This is a genomic window from Bacillus sp. TH19 (assembly GCF_016651075.1).
GTDB classification, from domain to species: domain Bacteria; phylum Bacillota; class Bacilli; order Bacillales; family Bacillaceae_G; genus Bacillus_A; species Bacillus_A mycoides.
Map to the genome: position 1 here is coordinate 688,427 of NZ_JAEKEO010000010.1, position 17,510 is coordinate 705,936.

The window sequence follows — 17,510 nt, forward strand, 5'->3', positions numbered from 1 at the left end:
ATTTGGATAATTGTATAAATATCCAAATTTTGTAAGTTTGGAGAAAAGGGGATGCGAAGGTATGGGAACAGATGTAGTAACGAAGGAGCAAATGAAACATTCTTTAGATAATTGGTATCGTGTAATGTTGCAGCAAAACATAGAGAAAGCAACGGAAATGAAAGAAGAAATTGATAGTACGATTAGTGGGTTGGACGTGGATCAGGATGTATTGCTTTATCATACATTATTGAATTTTAGATATGATGCATTAGTTGATTGGATTTCAATTAGAGAAGATAGTTTTGATAAAGTGGAATCTTTCGAAATTCCGGAAGAAGGCTTTCTAGCGTATTACTATCATTTTTTTAAAGGATTTCATTGCACATTAATTTCAAATTATAACGAAGCGAAAGAACAGTATGAACAAGCTGAGAAGCTATTGAAATATATTGCAGATCCGATAGAGCATGCGGAGTTTAATTATCGGATGGGGAATTTCTATTATCAAAAATATGACCAAGTTCATGCAATAGATTACTTGAATAGAGCCAAAGCGGCATTTTTGAAATATCCAGGCTATGAAATAAAAGTAGGATTATGTGAAAATGCTTTTGGACTATGTTGCGTAGACATAGATCACTATGAATTAGCGGAAGAGAACTTTAATGCTGCTATGGAAGTATTGCAAAAAGCAAATCAAAAAAAATATATGCTAATGGTTCGACATAATTTAGCTTGGCTTTATGCCAGTCAAAACCTTTCAGAATTAGCGATTCGCCATATATCTGAGGTGACAAAAAATTACCCAGAACATTTTAAAGCCTTGTTTGTAGAAGCACGTGAACATTACAAATTAGGAGAATATAATTTAGCGAATCCAATTGTTGAAAAAGGTTTAAATATTTGTATTGATTTAGGTGAAAAAGAATTTCAACATCGGTTTAAAATTTTGAAAGAACTCAATGGAAATTCTTCTATATCAATTATTGAAGATGTAATTTTAAAAGGCCTTTCTTATTTTGAGAGAGAAAGATTATGGGATTGTATTCAAGAATACACTGAAATTTTAGCAATGAAATTTTATGAGGTTGATGATTATGTTAAGGCAAGTAAATATTTTTATATGAATAATAAGGCTCAAAAAAATATATTGGAAAAGGGAGCGTTAAACTAATGAAGAAATTTCGTTTAGCTATTGTTGGGGCTGCATTAGTAGGGGGATTATCAATTGGATTCAATAGTTCTTTTACAAATCAAGCTGTAAATATAGGTGACACGGGAGGGGCACCAGCAAGACCAGACTACGTTAATATAGGTGACACGGGAGGAGCGCCAGCAAGACCAGACTACGTTAATATTGGTGATACAGGTGGAGCACCTGCAGATAATAGAGGAGACGGCGGAGTAAGCCAACTCTAATAACAAAGAAAGGGACTTCAACATGAAGTCCCTTTCTTTGTTATTAGGACATGTAGAGAAAAGAATTGACTTACTTTAAATGTGTAACTATAATAGTTACAAAGTAACCATCACTAATGGCAGTGAGTAATATTTTTTTAGTATAATTGTAACTGTCATGGTTACAATTAAAAACAATCATAAAACAACCAAATAATGTAAAAACTTTAAATAGCAACAAGAGAAAGGAGACGGGAATTTTGAAACGGTTTAAATTTTATTTTATTAGCGGTATTGTTCTTGTTTTATTAATAGTATGTAACTTCGTTGATAAGCCGATTGCGAAGGTTGAAGAAGTGAAAGATACTGTGATGATGAGGCTGAATACGAAAGAGAGTATGGCGCAGATTGATGGGCAGACGATTTATTTTAAGCAAATTGGTGAGGGGAAACCGCCTTTACTTATGCTTCACGGGTTCGGTGGTTCTTCAGATGGGTTTAATGATATTTATCCGGAACTTGTAAAGGACCATACGATTATTGCGGTTGATATTTTAGGGTTTGGGCGTTCTTCTAAACCAATTGATTTTCAGTATTCGTTTCCCACGCAAGTGAATTTATATTATAAGTTAATGAAGAAGCTCGGATACGATCAATTCGCAGTACTTGGTCATTCGATGGGCGGAGAGATGTCTCTAAATTTAGCGTATTTATATCCGGATGCAGTAACGCATCTCGTTTTAGCGGATTCTACAGGAATAGAGTCTTTCCAGCAAAAAGAAAGTTATGAAGTGCCGCCACTATCGACAGACTTACAAACTGTAACAGAGATTACGGATTATAATAAAAATGAAGTGAAAAATAGTCGCGATGATAAAGAGCATTATGATCAGCTTACGAAAATGAGAGAGCGCCGCATTGCGATGGAAGCAGATAAAATTAAGGTACCGACTTTAATTATATGGGGACGACACGATAAGAGTGTTTCTTGGAAAAATGGTGAACTGTATCATGAGCTATTTGCAAATAGTACGTTCCATATCATTGAAAAAGGATACCACGCACCGTTTCGCCAGGAACCAATCGAGTTTATGGAATATGTACAAGCGTTCTTCGCGAAGAATCCACAATAAAATTTAAGCATAAATCCACTTCTTTCCTCATAAAGTGAAACTAATAAGGCTTGTCTAAGGAAAGGGATGAACGAAAGTGGAAACTTTACCATGGTGGATTTATCTTGTAATCATTGGGATCGTATTGAGTGGCTACATGGTTTTATATACTTCGAAAAAAGAGCAAGAGATGGATAATGATTTTATCGAAAAAGAAGGCGAAGTATATATGAAGCGTTTAGAAGAAGAGCGAGAGAAGCGGAATCAGGATAGTGATAAAGATTCGGTATTGCTTTAATAGAAATTTTGACAGGCTACCGACTAGTAGAACTTTACATCTAGCTGGTAGCCTTTTTTGCTGGAGGAGCAGTATATGTTCATCAAGCTAAGCTTATACAAGTTGAATTTTACATGTATACAATATTCATCATGAACTTTTATTGATGGTATTTATATATTTTTTACTCATAAGAATGGAACTAGCGCAGTATTTACTGGGGGGATTAACAATGCATAGGGATGAAACATCATTACATCCTGATACAGGTGTTACATCTGTAATGTTTGTTGAGCGTTCATTAAATGAAATTCGTTTTTGGTCTAGAATCATGAAGGAGCATTCTTTTTTTCTTCGCTTAGGGTTTAGATGTGAGGATACTCAACTAATTGAAGAGGCTAATCAATTTTATCGATTGTTTGAACATATCGAACAAATAGCGCATTCCTATACAAATGAAACAGATCCTGAGCAAATAAAAAGATTTAATTCAGAAGTACAACAAGCCGCAACTAATATTTGGGGATTTAAACGAAAAATTTTAGGATTAATTCTCACATGTAAATTGCCAGGACAAAATAACTTTCCGCTTTTAGTTGACCATACAAGTAGGGAAGCTGATTATTTTAGAAAACGTTTAATACAATTAAATGAAGGTAAATTAGATGCTCTTCCTGATGCTATTATTAAAGAAAATGTTTTCTTTTTAAGGATTATGGCAGACCATGCTAAATTTATTGGTCATCTTCTTGATCCATCGGAAAGAAAGCTTGTAGACACAGCACGGAATTTTAGCAATGATTTTGATGAATTGATGTATCAAGCAATTGACTTAGAATCTATGAAACCACAATCCCAAACAGTCCCTCTTTTAGATCAATTTTTAGATCAAAATCGTGTGTCGGTTACATCTCTTCGGGATTTTAAGAAAACAGCACGTGATTTAATTGAGCAATGTAAAATAAAGAGTATCATTCATCCATTATTAGCAGACCATGTTTTCCGTGAAGCTGATAGATTTCTTGAAATAATTGATATGTTTGATGTTCATCTTACAAATATTCAATCCCAACCTAGATATTAGAAGATAAGGAAAGATAATATTTTACTTTCAGCTGAGAAGTTAACAATTTATTGTTAGCTTCTTTTCTTTGTGAATAAAATTTCTTTTCATTTAGTAAATTTCCCTTCAAAGACTACATAAATCCCTTTGACCAAATATGTAATTCTCTGTAAAATGATATATATGGAAAGATTATGAATATACAGGAAATCTATGGATAGTAGATTCTAATAAATTATTCGGGGGGATTTATTAGTTAAGTATATTAACTTGTTTGCACTGAATTTTACACATAAAGGGGTATTAGTAATCATGAAAGCAAAGAAATTAGTAAGTTTAGCGTTACCAGTTATGTTATTGAGTGGTTGTATTACAATTGAAACTGATGGTAAGAAAGCTGAACCAAAGAAAGAAGAAACGCAAAAGGTAGAGAAAGAGAGTAAGGCTGCTGAAAAAGAGAGTAAGTCAACGGATAGCAAGAAAGAGGATAGCTTATCTGTAGCGAAAGGTGAAGATACAAACAGTAGTTCATCAAGTAGTCAACAAAGTTCTTCTTCAAATAATTCTACTTCTTCTAATTCTTCAACTGGTAAGGTAACTGGTTCAGATGTTGAAAGGTACAAGGCAGATATTATAAACAGTGCCACTCAAATTGAAGATACAATGAAATTAATTGAAGGAATAGCAGATTCAGACGTAAAATCATACAAACAAAAGAAAAGTGAAGTACAACTGAGTTTAGGTGGAGCAAAGGCAACCGCAACGAAATTGAAGAATCTACAAGCACCTCCTGAGTTACAAGGAGAACAGGCGAAGATAAAGCAGTCGATGGAACTGTATGCGGATTGTTTTCAACTTCTCTTTGATGCATTAGACCAAGAAGACGAGAGTAAAATGCATCAATCATTAAGTAAAGCACAAGAAGGCTCAAAACTGTTTGAAGAAGCAGCGAAGAGTATCGGTAGCAAAACTAACTAAGAATAAATTACTTAAAGGGGTATGAGGTATGAAAGTGAAAAAACTAATAGCTGCTGCAGTTCCAGTTGCCATATTATTAAGTGGTTGTGTTACAGTAAAAGATTCGGAAAATAAAGAAGAAAAGACAGAAGAAACAAGTAAATCTAAGGCTGCTGAAACGAAAGAAAAATCAACTAATTCGAAAGAAGAAAGTAAAGATGTTCAAAAGGTTCGAGTTTTAGATGAAGATTATGCACAATATTTATTAGATATTGAACAGGATATGTTAAGACGATTTGATTACTATGATGCTTCTGTAAGAGATTTGAGAAATGGAAGTAAATCAAAAGCTGAGGTATTAGATAGTATTAAAGACATCTATAAAGTATTTGATAAGATAGAGAAGATTTACGCACCGCAAAAACATAAAGAAGAACAAAAAGAGATTGAAAAAGCGACAGGTAAACTAAGAGAAACATTCGGTGAAATAGAGAAGTTATTCAACGATAAAGGCTTCAGCTTAGAGACCGATAAGGAAATCTTAAATAAAGCAAATGCAAAACTAGAGGAAGCAAAACGTATTTGGAAACCTACATTCGATAAGTTAAGATCCGAGATAAAAGGTGATACAGCCACAGAAAAATCTACTAGTACAACAAGTAGTTCTATATCGACAAACCCAACTACTGATAGTCAGGCTCAAACAGATAAAAGCCAAGCTAAAACGGGGGTATTTGTAGGTACAGTTGGTACAAGTGAAGAGTTAGGAATTAGTTATGGAAACATGGAGAAGAACATCAAAGATGGGACTGAGATTATTGGTAACTGGGGTATTGATTACGGTAGTGGCATAAAAACTACGTTAGTACTAAAAGGTGATAAAACATTTGAGTCCTATGCGAACGGTTCTTATCCGAATAAAGATAACTACTTAACAGGAACATATGCGGTAGATGTTCCATCATTCCAGTTATCTTTAAAAATAACAAAAGCAGTTAAAGACGGTCAAGAAGTAAAGCTAACAAATGATAGTATGATGTATAAATTACAAAACTATGATGGAAACACATTACAAATTTATCATATGGACGATAACGTTCGTATTCGTTATGCAAAACAATAAATAGTTGGCAAAAAACTCTGTAATAAATTTTACAGGGTTTTTTGTTAGTTCTAATTGTATTTCTTCATTAATTTCCCTGGCGCTATTCATATTAGTATAAGTTGAGAAATCAACAAAACGATTTTCTTTTTGGAGAATGATAAGGATTCGGTTTTATTATAATTAGGGGAGAGTGGATAACGTATTGTTATCCACTTTTTTTATTTCCTAAAATATATCAACGATTTTTTCAATATATCGACTTACTGACACAAAGCGACAATGTTAAGAAGCACGATTATTGTTCGGGAAATTATTATAGAAGAAAAGCATATGAAATCGACATGATGCATAGCGTCATTTTTAGATGTAACGCACAAGTTGCACAACCTATGCAACGATAACTAGCTTTACTCTTCATCATTTATTTGACCATACTAGACATAGAGAGGTGATAAACACAGTATGATTTTTAGTGAACGTTTAAAAGAAGAAAGGGAAAAAGAAATTGGTCGCAAAATGATTTGGCTGAAAAAATTCATGTAAGTAGGCAGTCTGTTTCGAAATGGGAGACGGGAAAGAACTATCCGAGCATTGAAATTATTATTCATTTAAGTGATCTGTTCGGTATTACAATTGATGAGTTATTGAGGAGTGATGAAGAGTTGACGCAAAAAGTAATTGAAGATAGTAAACAATTAGCGCATCCAAAATGGAAGGTGTTCTTTGATGGTCTATTCATGCTGGGTGTATTTTTGTTTATTACAAAAATCGTTGTATGGGCGTTAAATAAGTTTGCCGGAGCAAGCATTACAATTGTCGCAGATGCACCATATGTAATGAATTTTTTACCGCTCCTATTAATGATTATAGGTGGTACGGTTTCTGATAAGTTGAAGAAAATATATAGATAAGAGAAAGATTTGTAAGAAATCCCCTACACTAGCTGTTCTTTTCACCCAAATTGTGTACTATAAAGGATAGATAGGAAGGGGACGTTTAGAATGGAATTTCATGAGCAAAAGATTTTGCCGGCAGTGAGGCAAATTAAAGATTTGGAGAAGCTATTACATAGTTCGTATGAGTATATTGTTATTTTAGATATTCATGTCGGTCAATTGAAGAGTGTTGTGTCGCTCGCGAAGCAGCATAATAAAAAAGTATTTTTACATGTGGATTTGATCCATGGATTACAAAGTGATGGGCATGCGACGGAGTTTTTATGCCAAGAATATAAACCGTACGGGTTATTATCGACAAAGGCGAGCGTAATTATGAAGGCGAAGCAAAAAGGTGTCGTCTCCATTCAACGCATCTTTTTAATTGATTCTAGCGCAATGGAAAAGAGCTGTAATTTGCTAGAAAAGACGAAGCCGGATTATATAGAGGTGCTTCCTGGTGCGTTAACGGGTGTCATTGCTGAGGTGAAAGAGCGTACAGGTGTACCAATTTTAGCAGGTGGTTTTATTCGAACGGTAGAAGACGTTGAAAGAGCGTTAAATGCTGGTGCGACAGCAATTACGACATCGAAAAAAGAACTATGGAAACATTACCAAAAAAAGTGACGAAAATGTGAAAAAATTCTGTTGACACCGCTTTCATTAAAGGTTAACATTATAGACAAGTTAATAAACGTGACGGAGAAAAGAAGAGATCCACATTTTATTGTTTCTATATATATTATATAGAAGCATGTAAGCTGTGGATCTTTTTCTTTTGAAAAAAAACGAATGGCCATTCATTTTACCTCTATCACTTTTCGAAAGCATTTAAATTGATTGTGGAGGGATTTTATGTCAGCATTTTTAGGGGAATTAATAGGGACTGCATTGTTAATCTTACTTGGTGGCGGCGTTTGCGCTGGTGTAAGTTTAAAGAAATCGTTTGCGAAAGATTCTGGTTGGATTGTAATTACAATGGGTTGGGGTCTAGCGGTTGCTATGGCAGCGTATGCAGTTGGATCAATTAGTGGGGCACATTTGAATCCGGCTTTAACGATAGGACTTGCGTTTAAGGGAGCGTTCCCATGGAGTGATGTACCTATGTATATCGCAGCACAAATGATTGGGGCAATTATCGGGGCAGTTCTTGTATATTTACATTACTTACCACACTGGAAAGAAACAGAAGATCCAGGAACAAAGTTAGGTGTATTTGCAACAGGTCCAGCAATTCCGAACACATTTACAAACCTTTTAAGTGAAATGATTGGAACATTCGTTTTAGTATTTGGTATATTAGCAATTGGAGCAAATAAATTTGCAGATGGTTTAAATCCATTTATCGTTGGTTTCTTAATTGTAAGTATTGGTTTATCATTAGGTGGAACAACAGGATACGCAATCAACCCAGCTCGTGATTTAGGTCCGCGTATTGCACACTTCTTCCTTCCGATTGCAGGAAAGGGCGGTTCAAACTGGAAGTATGCATGGATCCCAGTAGTTGGTCCAATTCTAGGTGGATCACTTGCAGGATTATTCCATCAAGTTGTATTTGAAGGAAAACAAAATTCAGCACTTATTTATGTGATTATTACAACTGTGATTGTATTAGCAATCTCTTATATGACAAGTAAAAAAAGTGAAGCTACTACAAATAGTAGAAAAGTAGCATAGGGGGAAACTGATATGAAAAAATATATTCTTTCATTAGACCAAGGAACAACAAGCTCACGCGCAATTCTTTTCAATAAAGAAGGAAACATCGTTCATTCAGCTCAAAAAGAGTTTACACAACATTTTCCAAAGCCAGGCTGGGTTGAGCATAATGCACAAGAAATTTGGGGATCCATTTTAGCAGTTATCGCAACTTGCTTAAGCGAAGCAGATGTGAAGCCAGAACAAATCGCTGGTATCGGTATTACGAACCAACGTGAAACAGCGGTTGTATGGGATAAAACGACTGGAAAACCAATTTATAACGCAATCGTATGGCAATCTCGTCAAACAGTTGAAATTTGTGATGAGTTAAAAGAAAAAGGTTATAGCGAGATGGTTCGCGAAAAAACAGGTCTTTTAATTGATGCATACTTCTCTGGTACGAAAGTAAAATGGATTTTAGATAACGTTGAAGGTGCAAGAGAAAAAGCAGAAAACGGCGAGTTATTATTCGGAACAATTGATACATGGCTTGTATGGAAATTGTCTGGCGGGAAAGCACACATAACAGATTACTCAAATGCATCACGCACATTAATGTTTAACATTCACGACTTACAGTGGGATGATGAGCTTCTAGACATGTTAACAGTACCAAAGAGCATGCTTCCAGAAGTACGTCAATCATCTGAAATATATGGAGAAACAATTGATTATCACTTCTTCGGTCAAAATGTACCGATCGCAGGTGTAGCTGGTGACCAGCAAGCAGCATTATTTGGACAAGCTTGTTTCGGTGAAGGTATGGCGAAGAACACTTACGGAACTGGTTGTTTCATGTTAATGAACACAGGCGAAAAAGCAGTAGCTTCTGAGCATGGCCTATTAACAACAATTGCATGGGGTTTAGATGGTAAAGTGAATTACGCATTAGAAGGAAGTATTTTCGTAGCTGGTTCTGCAATTCAGTGGTTACGTGACGGACTGCGTATGTTTAAAGATGCGAGCGAGAGCGAAGTGTACGCTAGCCGTGTTGAATCAACTGAAGGTGTATACATAGTACCGGCATTCGTAGGACTAGGTACACCGTATTGGGATAGTGAAGTACGCGGCGCTATGTTTGGTGTAACACGCGGTACGACGAAAGAGCATTTCATTCGTGCAACGCTAGAATCTTTAGCATACCAAACGAAAGATGTACTATGCGCAATGGAAGCAGATTCAGGTATTGAACTAAATACATTACGCGTTGATGGCGGAGCAGTTAAAAATAACTTCTTAATGAAGTTCCAAAGTGATATTTTAGACGTTCCTGTAGAGCGTCCAGTGATCAATGAAACGACAGCTTTAGGTGCAGCATACTTAGCTGGTCTTGCGGTTGGATACTGGAAAAACCAAGATGAAATTAAAGCACAGTGGCATATGGACAAACGCTTTGAACCAACGATGGAAGCGGAAACAAGCGAAGAGCTATATGCTGGATGGAAAAAAGCAATTGAAGCAACTAAAGCTTTCAAATAATCATAAACAGTGTTATAATGATGACAAGTTAATAATTCGGTAGGAGATTTGGAGAGACCACAACACGCTATAGAGGCGAAATCTATAGCGGAGCTTGTGGTCTCTTTTTTCGTTATCAAAGGGAGGAATTACCATGAAATTTTCAAGTAAACAACGTAAAGACGTATTAAATGGAGTAAATAAACAAGAGTTAGATGTGATCGTAATTGGTGGAGGTATTACTGGTTCTGGTATTGCATTAGATGGGGCAACACGCGGTTTATCAACGATTGTGTTTGAAATGCAGGACTTTGCAGCAGGTACATCAAGTCGTTCAACGAAACTTGTACACGGCGGTTTACGTTATTTAAAACAACTTGAAGTGAAAATGGTAGCAGAGGTGGGGAAAGAGCGTGCGATCGTATATGAGAACGGTCCCCATGTAACAACACCGGAGTGGATGTTACTTCCGTTCCATACAGGCGGCACGTTCGGGTCATTCAGTACATCAATTGGTCTTCGTGTATACGACTTTCTAGCAGGTGTAAAACGAAGCGAGCGCAGAAAGATGTTTAACCGTGAAGAAACGCTAAATAAAGAGCCTCTTGTAAAACAAGAAGGATTAAAAGGCGGCGGTTACTACGTAGAATATCGTACAGACGATGCGCGTCTTACAATTGAAGTAATGAAAGAAGCGATTGAACATGGTGCGAAAGCTGTTAACTACGCAAAAGTAGACAGTTTCTTATATAAAGATGGAAAAGTATGCGGTGTACGTGTAATCGATTTACTAGACGGAGAAGTGTATGAAGTTTACGGTAAGAAAATTGTAAACGCAGCTGGTCCTTGGGTAGATACACTTCGTGAAAAAGATAACTCTAAAAAAGGGAAAGTACTTCAGTTATCAAAAGGTGTGCATTTAGTAATTGACCAAAAACGTTTCCCATTAGGGCAAGCAATTTACTTTGATACACCAGATAAACGTATGGTGTTCGCGATTCCTCGCGAAGGAAAAACGTACGTAGGTACAACAGATACGTTCTATGATAAAGACGCAGCTGTACCGCACATGACAACAGAAGATCGCACATATATCATTAATGCGATTAATTACATGTTCCCAAGCGTGAAAATTACAGAAAAAGATGTGGAATCAAGCTGGGCTGGTGTACGTCCGCTAATTTATGAAGAAGGTAAGAATGCATCTGAAATTTCTCGTAAAGATGAAATTTGGACTTCTGAATCTGGTTTAATTACAATCGCGGGCGGTAAATTAACAGGATACCGCAAAATGGCTGAAATGGTAGTAGACTACGTAACGAATCTATTACAAAAAGAAGGCCATAGCGCATATAAGAAGAGCGATACGAAACATATGCCAATCTCTGGTGGTCATGTAAGTGGTTCACACGGATTCCCGGCATTTGTTGCGAAAAAAGCAGGCGAAGGTACGAAATATGGTTTAACGACAGCACAAGCGGAAAAATTCGCGAAATTCTACGGCTCTAACGTTGACGTACTGTTTGACTTAGCGAAAAAACATAAAGACGAAGCGAAAGAATACAACATGCCGCTAGACGTTCTAATCCCACTTGTATACGCAATGGATTACGAAATGACAGCGAAACCAGTTGACTTCTTCGTACGCCGCAGAGGCGCTGTATTCTTCAACATCCACTGGGTATACGAGTGGAAAGAAGCAGTAATCAACTATATGGCTGCGAAACTAGGCTGGAGCAAAGAAGAGCAAATGAAATACACAGTTGAATTAGAAAAAGCGTTAAGAGATGCTGTAATTCCTGTAGATCAACAAGAGCAAGCAGCTGCGTTAGCTTAAAAATAAACCGCGTGAGGGAGAGCCCTCGTGCGGTTTTTTGTTTTATTATATTTGTATAGAGTGTACTGAAATTAACTGAGTGTAGATTTTTGTTGCTTAACAGGATATGAATACGAAAGGTATAATAAGTATTATTATACCGTTTGAATAACTTAACAATTGTAGTAGTGTATTGGAGTTGAAATGAATCAATTTATTAATTTGCTTCTACAGTTAGGATTTATTGAGCAGGATTAATTTAAAGAGGTGAATGGAATGAATACTAATGTTCAAAAAGAGTTAAATCAATTAGTGGATAAAATGACTTCCTCTCTTTCTGATGTTAATAAAATTATTTTATTTGGGTCTCATGCTTACGGTATGCCTAATGAGGATAGTGATTTTGATTTGTGTGTAGTTGTTGATGGTATTGGTAAGAGGAAAAGAGAAGCCTTAAAGAAATTGAATTTAAGTATATTCGATGTAATGAAAACACCAGTCGATTTACTTGTTTACGGTTCTGAAGAATTTAATGAGCGTTCTGGTAATCCTGTAACAATGGAATACAAGATTGCTGAAGAAGGTAAGGTATTGTATGAAAAATTTCAGTGAGGCAAATTTATGGTTTGAAATTGCAGATTCAGATCTTAGAGCTTCTAATCATTTATTGTCTTTAATGCCTATTCCTTTTGCAATTATCTGTTATCATTGTCAACAGTGTGCTGAGAAATATCTAAAGGGGTATTTAACGTTTAAAGGAACTCATCCACCTAAAACGCATAATTTATTGCTGTTAGTAAAGGGATGTGCTGAATTTAATATGGAGTTCAATGATTTAATAGATGATTGTGCAGAGTTAAATAGTTATGCGATTGAAGTCAGATATCCTTATTTTGAAGAACTTAATAAAACAGACGTATCGCAAGCTATAAAAAGTGCGGGGAATATTAAAAGTTTTGTTTTAGAAAAAATTAAATAGTAGAGGATGAGCAAAACGGTATGGACATTTCCAACCGTTTTTTTATGAATTTATAAAACTTTTCCATACAGTGCGTCGTCTAATAAATGGGAAGGAGGAAATGATGTGGATGAATTAACGGTAGAAGCGTTTGAAATAGAAGATAAGGAACTCCTTATCGATGAAATAATGAACAAGTATGGACAAGAAGTCTTACAGCTTGTGTATTCATATGTGAATAATAAAGAAGTCGCTGAGGATTTAACGCAAGATATATTTGTGAAATGTTATAAAGCTCTTCATACATACAAAGGGAAATCGAATGTGAAAACGTGGTTGTGGAGAATTGCGATTAATCAATGTAAGGACTACATGAAAAGTTGGTATAACAAAAAGGTGATCGTGACAGAGGATGAAGCTGCTTATATTGGGGTTCAAAATGATAGTGTCGAACAAACTGTTATTCAAAATGCGAAGGACCGTGAACTGGCTTCTGCAGTAATGAATTTACCGATAAAATATCGAGAAGTCATTTATCTATTTTATTATGAAGAACTATCAATTAAAGAGATTGCTATTGTAATAGAAGTGAAAGAAAACACGATAAAAACGAGACTGAAAAAAGCGAAGGAGCTTTTGAAGAAAGGATTGGAGGAATAATCAAATGGAAGATCGATTAAAAGGCCTGCGAAAATCAATGGAGAATACAACGTTTAAACATTTGAGTTTTTCTGATCAACACCGAAAGCGGGTGCGCGAAAAAATCAATGCATCACACGAAAAGGAAGAGGACATCTCGTTAGCCATTTTACAACTCCTCAGTAATGAAAAAACAGGATACGAATTGTCACAGCTACTACGAGGGAGAGGGATTCGAAAATTCGAAGGGAATGAAGGGTTTTTATATACTGTATTACATCGTCTAGAACAGAATCGTTTTATCCAATCAAGTTGGGATCATTCAGGAGCTAAATATTATCAATTAAATGATAAAGGAAGAAAGATGCTGCGAAAGGCAGAAAAAGATTCTACGAAGGCACGGTTTATATTAAAAGGATTAGTACAGGAGTGAGATAAAATTGAACAAAAAAGGGGAGCGTTTTTTAAGCGAAGTTACCAATCACATTAAATCAAAAGAAGCAAAGAGCTTTGTAGCAACTGAACTAGAGTTTCACTTAAAACAGGCGAAGAACACGTGGATAGAAAAAGGTTTAGGTGAGGAAATTGCTGAAAATAAAGCTGTGGAACAAATGGGAAGTCCAATTAAACTAGGGCAGGAACTTAACAAACTTCATAAGCCGAAGGTAGATTGGTTCTTAATTATTTTATTAGTGGCTGCTATGGGGTTAGGGTTTTTGCCAATAATAGCTCTTGGGCATACGAGTGATTTATTAATGAACAAAGTAATTTTTGTTATTCTTGGCATTGCAGCAGCTATTGGGATCATGCTACTTGATTATCGGAAGTTAGAGAGGCTCGGGTGGCTGTTTTATACAATCGGTGTACTTATCTTGTTAATGATAAAATGTTTTCCGACTGGTTACGTGATTGGGGAAGCAATAATAAAAATTGGCCCCATCAAAATTGACTGTTTAATGACGATACCATTCTTCTTTCTAGCTTGGGCTTCTTTTTTCAATAATAGTAGGTTAAAGTTTATGCATCTTCTCATGTTGTACGTATTTTCTTTATATCTATTTTCGACTATATCAATTCTTTTACCAATTTTCATCTATATTACGATGGTATTCGTTATGCTTTGGTGGAGTAAGCTAGGAAAGAAAACCGCATGGCTCATTACAATATTACCAATATTACCATTTATTATTAGGGATCTATTTTCCTGGTCGGCTGTAAAAGAATACCGGATAGCTAGAATTTTAGGGTTTATAAACCCAGCGCATGATCAATGGGATTTACGTTTACAAGAGGCGATGTCTTCAGCAGGTTGGTTTGGTACATATGGAAATATAAAGTCTATCCCTGCTGCCCATACTGATTTTGTATTCGCGAGTTTGACTTACTATTATGGATATGTGCTTGCGCTAGTTCTTGTCTTGATTCTTTCTCTTTTTGCAGTAAGAATAATGAACATAGCTTATAAAATAAATGATGGTTATGGTAAATTGCTTCTCGTTGGCGGAGTGACTCTTTTTGTAGTTCATTTCATTTATAACGTTGGTATGATTTTAGGATTATTACCGCGTACTTCTATATCATTACCCTTTATTAGCTACGGATTGATACCAACTTTATTTCATGCATTTATAATGGGGATTGTGCTGAGTGTATATCGACGTAAAGATATGTCGTTTAGAATGAAAAAAACACCTTGATGATGATCAAGGTGTTTTCGTTACAAGTTCAAAACTCTCCGAAGTAGCCCCTGTTACAAAAGGACTAACCTCACCAACGCTATAAAGCTGCAATTCATGCATTGCGCGTGTACAAGCAGTGTAGAACAATCTACGTAGGCTCTCATCGCTGTATACATCTTTAGAAGCATCGTAAATAATGACAGCATCAAATTCGATACCCTTCGCTAAATAAGCAGGGATAACGACGATGCCTTGCTCATACTCGGCTGAGTTACTTTTCACAAGTTTAATATTCTCGATATGACTGAGTGCCTCGTATGCAGCGGCACTTTCAGCCGCGGATTTACATATAATTGCGATCGTATTGTGCTGTTGTTTTTGTAGTTCAGCAACTTTGGAAGTGATACGCTCATGCAGCTCACTGTAATCCGAAACTTTAGTTACTGTAGGCTTTTCACCGTCACGTTCAAATGCATTAATGTTCTTTCCTTCAGGTACGAGGTCCCGTGTAAATTCAATTATCGGTTTTGTTGAACGATAGCTACGAGTTAAGTTAATGCTGTTCGTTTCATCTGGTCCGTATAAGCTAGTAAGTGTATTGAAATTAACTGTTTCACTCGCATGGGCAAATATCGCTTGGTTAAAGTCTCCGAGTACAGTCATTTTTGCGGCAGGGAAGAGACGTTTTAAAAACTCGAACTGAAACGGAGAATAATCTTGTGCTTCGTCTACAAGTACGTGTTTAATGGATCTGTTCGTTTGGAAGCCTTCAATTAATTCTTTTAAAAGTAAAAATGGAGTCGCATCCTCGTAATGTAGCTTTCCTTCATCAAGCATGTTCACAGTTAATGAGCAAATTTCGTCCCATTCTTTAGGCTTTTCGCCAGTAACCCATGATGCATCTGTGAAGAGTTGTTTATATATTCCTGTGAAATTGATAAAACGCAATGTTTGAACGCCTTTACGCAACGGTTTTAATTTTTTACGGACAATCATACGACCGAGTACTTTCGTTTCTTTTTCATAATCATTAAAGGAGTTGTCATCAAACTCGCCTTTTTTCTGTAAGTATTTATAAGCTTTTTGATATTCATCTTTACTAAGTAGTTCAATTTCTTCTTCTACCCAAGGTTTTTTCAGTTCTGTTTTTTCAATTGTGTCTATTTGTTTGTTTAGCCAATCCGTTAACTTCTCAATTCGATTATGGAAGCGGAGGGAGGAATCAGTATTATAAAATTGCTCTGTAATTTCTTTAGCAGAGGCAATCAGTTTTCCTCTAAATTTCATTCCTCTAAATAGCATGCCTGAAGATTCAAGAGATTGTCTGTACGTTCTAATCATATCGAAAAATTGAGTAGATGCTTTAAATCGAATGCTCGCGTTTCGAGTTTTATAATTTGCGCTATTCGTTTCAGTTAGCATATATTCTAATTGCTCATAAGGGTCTTCAACGTCAAATGACTTGCTTAGTCTATGATTTAAATATTCTTGGAATGTAACTTGCTGCATATTTTCTTCACCGAGTTCTGGCAGTACGTTAGATACGTAGCTGTTGAACATGGAGTTAGGGGAGAAGAGAATGATTTGATCTGCTTTTAGCCATTCGCGATATTTATATAGTAAGTAGGCGATTCGCTGCAGGGCAGCTGACGTTTTACCACTACCAGCAGCTCCTTGAACGATAAGTAGTCGCCCTTCATCGTGACGGATAATTTCATTTTGCTCGCGCTGGATAGTAGCAACGATACTTTGCATATGTTTGTTTGTTCCTTTTCCGAGCGCTTGTTGCAGAATTTCATCTCCAATTGTGAGGCTCGTATCGAACATGGAATCAATCTCGCCATTCTGAATAATATATTGTAATTTTTTCTCCACATTACCGCAGATTACGCCTCCTGGTGTGCTGTATTCAGCCGGTCCTGGTGGATAATCGTAGTAAACACTTGAAATTGGTGCGCGCCAATCGTATATAAGAAAGTTTTCTCCGCTTGCATCGGTAAGTGTAGCAACGCCGATATAAATTTGTTCTGCACCAATTTCTCCTTCTTCTTTGAAATCAATTCGTCCGAAGTAAGGTGCTTTATGCATACGGCGTAGTGCGGCAAGTCGATTAAAGGTGTGCTTATGGGTAATTTGTGTTACGGCTAGTGACTGAGCTTGTTGTCTTAAGTTGATAACTGTTTCAAGATAATCGTCAAAAGTATCAGTATTAACTTTTACATCATCCCAAAAGTGTTTACGAATGTTGATTACTTCTGCCCGGCGTCTGCCAGTTTCGCTTTCCAGTTTATCAATTTGCTCCGTAATCGTTTCTATTACGTTATCCAATCGTTTTTGCTCTTGATCAAGTTTTTTGTTCATACGTAAGCACTCCTTTAAAAGTGAAAAATAGAGGTTGACTGAAGATGTGTTTTGGTGTACAATTAAGAT

General features: G+C 36.1%; 17 protein-coding genes and 1 pseudogene. 17 read left to right on the forward strand and 1 reads right to left on the reverse strand.

The window, feature by feature from the left end:
• Nucleotides 1–61: 61 nt before the first annotated feature.
• From JFU54_RS21260 to JFU54_RS21340, 17 genes and pseudogenes are all read left to right on the forward strand, one after another.
• Entirely contained in the window at nt 62–1,156 is a 1,095-nt protein-coding gene (locus JFU54_RS21260) for a response regulator aspartate phosphatase (protein WP_201066260.1), read from the forward strand.
• On the forward strand, nt 1,156–1,401 hold the full coding sequence (locus JFU54_RS21265) for a Phr family secreted Rap phosphatase inhibitor (RefSeq protein WP_201066262.1): 246 nt from the start codon (nt 1,156–1,158) through the stop codon (nt 1,399–1,401). Before JFU54_RS21260 ends, JFU54_RS21265 begins: the two co-directional genes overlap by 1 nt.
• 239 nt (nt 1,402–1,640) lie before the next feature.
• The gene (locus JFU54_RS21270) at nt 1,641–2,513 is read left to right on the forward strand and encodes an alpha/beta fold hydrolase (protein ID WP_113769064.1); all 873 of its coding nucleotides are present in this window, start codon (nt 1,641–1,643) and stop codon (nt 2,511–2,513) included.
• 76 nt (nt 2,514–2,589) lie between these two features.
• Nucleotides 2,590–2,790 carry a sporulation YhaL family protein gene (locus tag JFU54_RS21275; protein ID WP_002087191.1) on the forward strand — a complete coding sequence of 67 codons (201 nt, stop codon included), beginning with the start codon at nt 2,590–2,592 and terminating at the stop codon, nt 2,788–2,790.
• A gap of 211 nt (nt 2,791–3,001) precedes the next feature.
• Entirely contained in the window at nt 3,002–3,853 is an 852-nt protein-coding gene (locus tag JFU54_RS21280; RefSeq protein WP_000554485.1) for a DUF2935 domain-containing protein, read from the forward strand.
• A gap of 291 nt (nt 3,854–4,144) precedes the next feature.
• Nucleotides 4,145–4,810 (forward strand): DUF7018 domain-containing (lipo)protein, encoded by a 666-nt coding sequence (locus tag JFU54_RS21285; protein ID WP_000644839.1) that lies wholly within the window; start codon nt 4,145–4,147, stop codon nt 4,808–4,810.
• A 28-nt stretch (nt 4,811–4,838) separates the two neighbouring features.
• Entirely contained in the window at nt 4,839–5,912 is a 1,074-nt protein-coding gene (locus JFU54_RS21290) for a DUF3994 domain-containing protein (RefSeq protein ID WP_088292348.1), read from the forward strand.
• A gap of 444 nt (nt 5,913–6,356) precedes the next feature.
• A pseudogene (locus tag JFU54_RS21295) lies at nt 6,357–6,805 on the forward strand (helix-turn-helix domain-containing protein).
• Nucleotides 6,806–6,895: 90 nt separating this feature from the next.
• Nucleotides 6,896–7,456, forward strand: coding sequence for a glycerol uptake operon antiterminator GlpP (gene glpP / locus JFU54_RS21300; protein WP_000394293.1), 561 nt, complete (start codon nt 6,896–6,898; stop codon nt 7,454–7,456).
• A 228-nt stretch (nt 7,457–7,684) separates the two neighbouring features.
• Nucleotides 7,685–8,506 (forward strand): glycerol uptake facilitator protein GlpF, encoded by an 822-nt coding sequence (glpF, locus tag JFU54_RS21305; protein WP_002134791.1) that lies wholly within the window; start codon nt 7,685–7,687, stop codon nt 8,504–8,506.
• Between the two features lie 12 nt (nt 8,507–8,518).
• Nucleotides 8,519–10,009 (forward strand): glycerol kinase GlpK, encoded by a 1,491-nt coding sequence (glpK, locus tag JFU54_RS21310; RefSeq protein ID WP_201066264.1) that lies wholly within the window; start codon nt 8,519–8,521, stop codon nt 10,007–10,009.
• A 133-nt stretch (nt 10,010–10,142) separates the two neighbouring features.
• The gene (glpD, locus tag JFU54_RS21315) at nt 10,143–11,825 is read left to right on the forward strand and encodes an aerobic glycerol-3-phosphate dehydrogenase (RefSeq protein WP_201066265.1); all 1,683 of its coding nucleotides are present in this window, start codon (nt 10,143–10,145) and stop codon (nt 11,823–11,825) included.
• Between the two features lie 255 nt (nt 11,826–12,080).
• Nucleotides 12,081–12,416 carry a nucleotidyltransferase domain-containing protein gene (locus JFU54_RS21320; protein ID WP_002087180.1) on the forward strand — a complete coding sequence of 112 codons (336 nt, stop codon included), beginning with the start codon at nt 12,081–12,083 and terminating at the stop codon, nt 12,414–12,416.
• Nucleotides 12,400–12,783 carry a HEPN domain-containing protein gene (locus JFU54_RS21325; RefSeq protein WP_002188619.1) on the forward strand — a complete coding sequence of 128 codons (384 nt, stop codon included), beginning with the start codon at nt 12,400–12,402 and terminating at the stop codon, nt 12,781–12,783. Before JFU54_RS21320 ends, JFU54_RS21325 begins: the two co-directional genes overlap by 17 nt.
• Before the next feature lie 105 nt (nt 12,784–12,888).
• Entirely contained in the window at nt 12,889–13,422 is a 534-nt protein-coding gene (locus JFU54_RS21330) for a sigma-70 family RNA polymerase sigma factor (RefSeq protein ID WP_201066267.1), read from the forward strand.
• A 4-nt stretch (nt 13,423–13,426) separates the two neighbouring features.
• Nucleotides 13,427–13,834: a PadR family transcriptional regulator gene (locus JFU54_RS21335; protein ID WP_012260507.1), complete on the forward strand. Its 408-nt coding sequence runs from the start codon at nt 13,427–13,429 to the stop codon at nt 13,832–13,834.
• A gap of 7 nt (nt 13,835–13,841) precedes the next feature.
• On the forward strand, nt 13,842–15,098 hold the full coding sequence (locus JFU54_RS21340; protein ID WP_201066270.1) for an FtsW/RodA/SpoVE family cell cycle protein: 1,257 nt from the start codon (nt 13,842–13,844) through the stop codon (nt 15,096–15,098).
• Between the two features lie 6 nt (nt 15,099–15,104).
• On the opposite strand, the gene helD is transcribed toward JFU54_RS21340, so the two are convergent.
• Entirely contained in the window at nt 15,105–17,441 is a 2,337-nt protein-coding gene (gene helD, locus JFU54_RS21345) for an RNA polymerase recycling motor HelD (RefSeq protein ID WP_201066272.1), read from the reverse strand.
• Between the last annotated feature and the right edge of the window lie 69 nt (nt 17,442–17,510).